A 5,588-nucleotide genomic window follows, 5' to 3' on the forward strand; every position below is an offset into this window, starting at 1 on the left:
TGACCCATCAGGACCGTCAAGTGGCAGCTATCGGGTTTTGCGCGGTGGTAGCTGGGACTACTACACCGTCTACTACTCCCGGGCGGCTTGCCGGGACTACTGCCGGGACTACGGCTTCGGCCCGGACGACGACTGGGTCGACTTCGGGTTTCGGCTTGCTCGCTAGTCTGTAACGCTTTACTCTTTTACCCTTTAGAAGTCTGGGGGCTTGCCTCCAGACCCCTTTTTACACGCGGACTACCCATCGATACTCCTCGTGTCCTACTCAGGGAAGCGGACTATCCTTCGATATGCGTCGCTCCTTGCGTTTTATAAAGACTCCCTGCAGGCAGAGGCGATGACTCCCCGTAGTCACTGCCAACCACTCCCAGGAGTCGATGACAACGACTGCTGGAGTCTTTGTCATCGACTCCTGCAGTCGCAGATAGAGACTCCTGGAGTCTTTGTGATGCCCCAAAGCGGGATATGGAATTGAACTCGTTGGCCAAGTAAAATGGCCCCGCGCAAGCGGGGTCATACGGTATCATGCCAATTATTGCAATTAACTTTGGTTTTTGGGGTTTTGGTTGTTGATGAACGTTGAAGATGAGCCGAAAAGTCTAAATAGGCTGGAAGTGATGCGGGCGCTGCGTATATCGAACTATGAGATGGCCTTCTGGTCAGCCTTTTCGGTCTTTCTTGGCGGCGCTTTCGTGACAGGGTTTGCGCTTTGGATTGGCGCGAACTACTTCTGGATTGGTTTACTTGCAGCGTTACCTTCAATTACGTTTATCTTCCAAATCCCTGGGGCGGCATGGGCGGATCGTTTTAGATCGCGCAGATATTTCACCGTCAGGTCAGCTTTCGTCGAACGTATAAGTTTTATTCCAATAATATTTCTTGCTCTCTTTGCGACGCATCAACCAAAAGCGGTTGAATTCTCCGTTTCTGTGCTGTTGCTTATTCTTTTCTTTACTATATCTTCTACAGCGGGGTCTATCGGGACTTCAGCATGGATGGCTTGGATAACCGATCTTGTGCCTGCTGATATGCGTGGACGTTATTTCGGTAAACGCAACTCAATTATGATCGCTGTAAGCATCGCCCTTTCGCTTCCGGCAGCTTGGTTTATGGACTATTCGGTTAAAAACCATTGGATGACGCAGCGGACGGCATTCGCATCCTATTTTGCACTGGGTGTCCTGTTTACTTTAGTTTCGCTTTACATGATGTGGTTAAGGCCAGAACAGCCGCGCTCTATGCCTGAAGAAACTCCCGATTGGAAGCAGTCCTTTAGCAAACTGGGCAATCCATTTGCTGATGAACAGTTCAGGCGCATTATTCTTTACATCTGTTCTGTTCGGGGTTCTGTGGGGATGGTTGGGCCATTCTTTACTGTTTATATGCTCCAGAACCTCAATTTAGGCTATTTTGAAATTAATCTGTTCGGAACCTTTGCAGGGATTGCAGGCATATTGACACTTCCAACATGGGGCTTTCTAGGCGATAAGTATGGAAACAAGCCGACGCTCGTCATTTCAAGTTTATTGGTAGTCATCCCCCCTCTTTTGTGGATGCTGGTTGTTCCGGATCGTTCCTACCTATTCATCATGATTACGCTCACTTTGATGAATATAATTGCCTCACCGGCTTGGAATGGAATCGAGCTTAACCATTTCAATTTGGTCATGGCAAAGAGTAAAGAAGAAGAGCGGACGATGTATTTTGCCGCCTATTACTCCGCGTTGGGTGTTACTGCTTTTGCGGCTCCCCTTATCGGCGGCATTTTAATGACCTTGATGACAAGCATTCATATAGAAGTTGTCCATCGTTTTCAGGCAATGTTTTTCTTAAGCGCTCTTGGGCGGTTCTTCTCGGTTTTTTGGATACGTCGTCTTCATGAACCGCACGCCAGTTCAGCTTCCTATGTCATATCCCAACTAAAAGGGACAAAACCAGCGGGTTTATTGGCGCTAAGGCGTTTGAGTAAAGGACGATCGGAGCAGGTTCGTACAGACGCAGTGAAAGTATTAGGGGAAACCAAAACATTAATGGCTGTCGGTGAGCTAATTGCTGCTCTTGATGATCCGAGTATTGAAGTTAGACGGCAAGCGGCTCAATCATTAGGCCAAATCGGCGATCCAAAGGCAGTACCAGCGCTCATTCAAAAGCTGAGAGACGACAGCGCTCACATAAACACGGAAGCAGCAGAGGCGTTGGGTCAAATTGGACATTCTGATGCAACTTCGGCACTCCTTGAACAGCTTCAGCATCCCGATCCGGCAGTTCGACTTGCCGTAACGGATGCGCTTAGCAAAGTCAGCTCGCATCATCAGGTTGAACCGTCAATAGATAGTGCCCAACTTACTCAAAGTGTTGAGGAAATTCAGGATCTTCCAGTAGATGAGATAATTCAGCTTCTACTGGCGCCTGAAGTGTTCGTTCGAGCTAATGCGGCCGAGGCTCTTCGATGTCTGAATTCTCATGAAGCAGTCCAAGCTCTTCGTCAAAGCTTAGCTAAGGAAGAAGATGTTCAAGCTCTTAGTGCGATGGCTTATGCGCTCGGATGGCTCGGTGATCCAGATGATGCAAAGTTGCTATTGAACTTGTTGATACAATCCGATGCTTCCTTAGTCCGCAAGCGAATTGCGCTTGGTATAGCTCATCTATGGGGTGTAGAGAAAGAGCTTTACAGCTACTTCTCTTATGATGGGATGCATCGAGATAATGCGGTGATGAAAGCCCTCCAGCCCCTCTCAAAACGCCATCCTCATCTTCCCATCGCTCTTGAAGCCTATGCCGGTGGGAGATATAATGAATTTATTCATGAAATCTCCAGCTGTTTCTTAGACTACGCTCCCCTTCAGCTTCTTGCTAAATACGGCCACACTGAATCCGCCGATCATGAACTATCTCTCCTAGCCGTTGTTATACTCGAGAGTAAAGGCTAAAGGGTTTGCATTTACCTTTAATTCGTCTCATTATCAACGGGTAAAATTGGGATATGAAATGGCGATTGCTTATATTAGGGTTGATTCTATTAACTGGCTGCGCTGGGCGTAAAACAGCTCGAATCCTACCCCCACCTCCTCCGCCTGAACCTTGGAGGATTGTCACAAACAACCCTGTAGGTATGCCGGTTTATCTAGCTAATGGGTTTCTTGGAGTGCGGCTATCGCCGGCTTCGTTAGGTTGCGATGCCGAAAGCAAACCTCTTACAAGCCTAATCGCAACTGCCTACATCGATGGCGGGATCATCAACACTCCCAATTGGGAATATCTTGAAGTTGAAGTAAATGGCGAGCGGCTTTATCCTTCCGAGCCTATAGAGTTCCAACAATCACTCGATATGCGCAAGGGGATCTTGCGCTCGAAGTGGAAACAGGAAACCCGTCGAGGTGAGGTCGAGGTTACTGTTGAAACCTGGCTCTCACGAAAAGACCCCCATTTGGCCGCCACTCGAATGACAGTTCAAACATTATATTTTGATGCTTCAATCACAGTACGAAGCGGTATCGATCCATCGGCTTCTCCCTTCTTTGAAGTGACTGATTCGTCTTCCGCAAACGGTCGTTCGAACCTTACCGCTAGACCTTCTCGTGATAAGTCACCAAAAGGTCTTCCCATTAGCTTTGAAACTAGGACAGTGGTTGAAAAAGGCAAGGGGAATTGGCAGTCTTCTAAAGATGGGATTAGCCGATGGGATGGCAGGCTTGAATCCGGACAAACTTTCGTTATTACAAAACTAGCTCGTGTGGCTGAGGCTAAAACGCTTTCTATTTGGGACAACTACGAGACCTCTTTAAGCGACCATATCGCTGCCTGGGAGAAGTTGTGGCAAAGCGATATTGAGATCGTGGGTGATGATTTTTGGCAGCAAAGAGTTCGGTCGTGGTTATTCTATTTATATAGCAGCGCATCTTCGGACGGTCGAAGTATTCCACCGATGGGGCTTTCAAACACGCATTATAATGGTCATATTTTTTGGGATGCGGATGTATGGATGTTGCCGGTACTACTTCCTATGCAGCCGGAGTTTGCTAAATCCCTTGTTGACTATCGCCTGCGATCACTTGGCGAGGCGATGAAGTATGCGAAGCAGACAGGATATGCCGGCGCTCGATTCCCTTGGGAGGGCGGGCCTAAAGGTGAGGAAACAGCAGGGGGAGATTTTCGTGAGGAGGCTCATATCACCGGCGATGTGGCTTGGGGACTTTATCAGTCTCTCAAGTGGACCGGAATGAAGCCGACAATGCAAGAGTTATCTTTATTAAGAGAAACTGCCAACTTCTGGGTCAGCCGCTCTAAATTTGATCCTGAAAAAGGGAAATATGTTATCCTCCAGGTGTTGAGCGCAGATGAGCTTGAATTGGAAGACAATGACCTTTACGCCAACGCGATTGCTAAATGGAACTTACTGACCGCAGCAAAATTGTGCCCGCAACCGAATCCTAAATGGAAACAGGTGGCGAATCGCCTTTATTTGCCCTTTGATAAACAGAAAAACCTTTATGCTACCTATGATAATGATCAGATGGATCATTACAAACAAGCGGTGGCGTTGCTCGTTATCTATCCGCTCGGAATGCCGATGTCCCGGGACATGAAGCATCGAATGCTTGATTTCTACGCTCCAAAAACAACAACTTCCGGACCAGCGATGTCGGAAGCGGTCTATTCAATAATCGCGAGTAATTTGGGTTTGCGAAACGAAGCCTGGCAGTATTTCGAAAAAAGCTATCAAGATTACTTAAAGGAACCGATGATGGCTTTTTCGGAAACAAGACGAAGCAGTTATGATCGCAACTACTTTTGTACTGGGGCAGGGGGTTGTTTGCAAGCTGTTCTTTATGGATTTGCAGGGATTCGGGTGAATTTTGATGAAGATTCTTGGACCCCGTCAAATTACCAGGGAGTAAGGCCGAAAAATAAGGTAAAGATAATTAATAGACGTCTTAGCCTAGAAGTTGCGCCAAACTTGCCGGATCGTTGGAGCAAATTAAAAATAAAAGGATTTCATTTGGGCGAGGACGTGTATAATATCATTATTACCCCGGAGAAGGTTGCGATACAACCGATAAGAGCGGCCAATCCGGATAAAAACAGGAGGCAATAGAGCGCCATGCCAACGGTTATATTTACGGTCGATTGTGAATCAGCGCACGAAAATCGTCACTGTTACACAAGAGACCTCGCGAAGGTTGCTGAAGAATTCAACGTTCCGATTACATGGATGATTTACGTTTCCGGCAAAGACCCGATGAGCAATGTGCTTCTGTATCACCAGGAATACCTCCACCGCATCCCCTCATGGCATGAACAAGGTCTTCACCTGCACTTCGAAGATGACAATGGCTTTGTTGAGGATCCCACTGAGCGAGCAGAAATGATTCGTATGGGCAAAGATGTTTTGAAGTCATGCCACGTCAAGCCCACTGCCTTTCGAGCAGGATCTTTTGCACTTCTCCCCTCAGACATAAAGGTACTTGAAGATGTCGGCTTTATCGTCGATTCAAGCGCCGTGCCTCAAGCAAACTACAAGATGTTTGTAGATTGGACTGGAGCTCCGACTCAGCCCTACCGCCTTTCAAATGACAGCGTCATTACAC

4 protein-coding genes are annotated in these 5,588 nt (G+C 47.5%); 3 read left to right on the top strand and 1 reads right to left on the bottom strand.

Annotation, left to right across the window (positions count from 1 at the left end; all coding sequences use genetic code 11):
* Positions 1-265 precede the first annotated feature (265 nt).
* Positions 266-406, bottom strand: a complete 141-nt coding sequence (locus WCO51_09105) for a hypothetical protein (protein ID MEI6513417.1) — start codon at positions 404-406, stop codon at positions 266-268.
* A 166-nt stretch (positions 407-572) separates the two neighbouring features.
* On the opposite strand from WCO51_09105, the gene WCO51_09110 reads away from it, so the two are divergent.
* From WCO51_09110 to WCO51_09120, 3 genes are all read left to right on the top strand, one after another.
* Positions 573-2,930: an MFS transporter gene (locus tag WCO51_09110; GenBank protein MEI6513418.1), complete on the top strand. Its 2,358-nt coding sequence runs from the start codon at positions 573-575 to the stop codon at positions 2,928-2,930.
* Positions 2,931-2,983: 53 nt separating this feature from the next.
* Positions 2,984-5,095, top strand: coding sequence for a hypothetical protein (locus WCO51_09115; GenBank protein ID MEI6513419.1), 2,112 nt, complete (start codon positions 2,984-2,986; stop codon positions 5,093-5,095).
* A gap of 6 nt (positions 5,096-5,101) precedes the next feature.
* Positions 5,102-5,588, top strand: a 487-nt coding sequence (locus WCO51_09120; GenBank protein ID MEI6513420.1) for a hypothetical protein, incomplete at its 3' end; no start/stop codon positions are given.

It is taken from the genome of bacterium, from assembly GCA_037131655.1.
GTDB lineage: Bacteria > Armatimonadota > Fimbriimonadia > Fimbriimonadales > JBAXQP01 > JBAXQP01.

What these genes read in the sequence shown, in the direction of transcription:
- WCO51_09110 (MEI6513418.1), top strand. Translation starts at nt 573, where the DNA reads ATGAACGTTGAAGATGAGCCGAAAAGTCTAAATAGGCTGGAAGTGATG.
- WCO51_09105 (MEI6513417.1), bottom strand. Translation starts at nt 406, where the DNA reads ATGACAAAGACTCCAGCAGTCGTTGTCATCGACTCCTGGGAGTGGTTG.
- WCO51_09115 (MEI6513419.1), top strand. Translation starts at nt 2,984, where the DNA reads ATGAAATGGCGATTGCTTATATTAGGGTTGATTCTATTAACTGGCTGC.